Raw genomic sequence first — 1232 nt, forward strand, 5'->3', positions numbered from 1 at the left:
TCAGGCGGGCGGGATGAAACAGGCGCGTCTGGGCCGCCCCAAGGCCGCCCCTGATGACGAACAACCGCTGAAAGACCGCATGGTCGCGCTGATCTTCGAAAAACCCTCGACCCGGACGCGCGTGTCCTTTGATGTCGGCGTACGTCAGATGGGCGGTCAGACCATGGTCCTGTCCGGCAAGGACATGCAACTTGGCCATGGCGAAACCATCGCCGACACGGCCCGTGTCCTGTCACGCTATGTGGACATGATCATGATCCGCACCTTTGACGAGACCGTCTTGACCGAGATGGCCGAATACTCGGACGTGCCCGTGATTAACGGCCTGACCGACCGCACCCATCCCTGTCAGATCATGGCCGATATCCTGACCTACGAAGAACACCGTGGCCCTATTGCGGGTAAAAAAGTGGTCTGGACCGGCGACGGCAACAACGTTTGCGCCTCGTTCCTTCACGCGGCAGGGCAGTTCGGCTTTGACCTGACGTTCACCGGCCCGGCACAGTTTGACCCCGAGGAAGAGTTCATGGGTTTTGCCCGTCAGAAGGGCTCGCAAATCGTCGTTGAACGTGATCCTTACAAGGCCGTTGAGGGCGCAGATCTGGTGGTTGCCGACACCTGGGTCTCGATGCATGACAGCCAATCCGCGAAAGAGCGTCGCCACAACATGCTGCGCCCGTATCAGGTCAATACCGAGTTGATGTCCCATGCCAAGCCGGACGCGCTGTTCATGCATTGCCTGCCCGCCCACCGCGAGGAAGAGGCGACCTCCGAGGTGATGGACGGCCCGAACTCGGTCATCTTTGATGAGGCCGAGAACCGCCTTCACGCCCAGAAAGCAGTGATGCGGTGGTGTCTGGGCGTCTAAGCCCGCTTCCTCACGTCCCAAACACGCAGCTTGGCGAGCGCCCGCCCGCTCGCCAATAGCACCAAAACGCAGAGGGCAGTCTTGGTCATGATCTCCATCGTGCCCTCGATCAGCATAGCGTGCACAACGCTTCCGATGATCGTCACAGAAGCCAGCGTCGTATGCGTTAGCCGCCAGACGCGAAACCGCAAGGCCAAGCGCTGTCGGTAAATACCGAGAAACGCCGCAAAAAAAGCCGCCCACATCGCGATCACTCCCCAAGCGGAAAATGGGGTCGCTGAGACGAAGAGCAACGCATCCACCACATCCGGAGGGCTGGTAATCCAAAGGCCGCCAACATGGACAAAGATCGCCACGATCAACG

General features: G+C 59.9%; 1 protein-coding gene and 1 pseudogene. One reads left to right on the plus strand and one right to left on the minus strand.

Annotated elements, in window-relative coordinates; all coding sequences use genetic code 11:
- A partial coding sequence (gene argF, locus ACR0E6_RS21310; protein ID WP_480587059.1) for an ornithine carbamoyltransferase occupies window positions 1-868 on the plus strand: 868 nt, incomplete at its 5' end.
- On the opposite strand, the pseudogene ACR0E6_RS21315 reads toward argF, so the two are convergent.
- Window positions 865-1232, minus strand: a pseudogene (locus tag ACR0E6_RS21315) (ferric reductase-like transmembrane domain-containing protein); the annotation flags it as partial. The gene argF and the pseudogene ACR0E6_RS21315 overlap by 4 nt on opposite strands.

The organism is Ruegeria sp. AP12, from assembly GCF_056540025.1.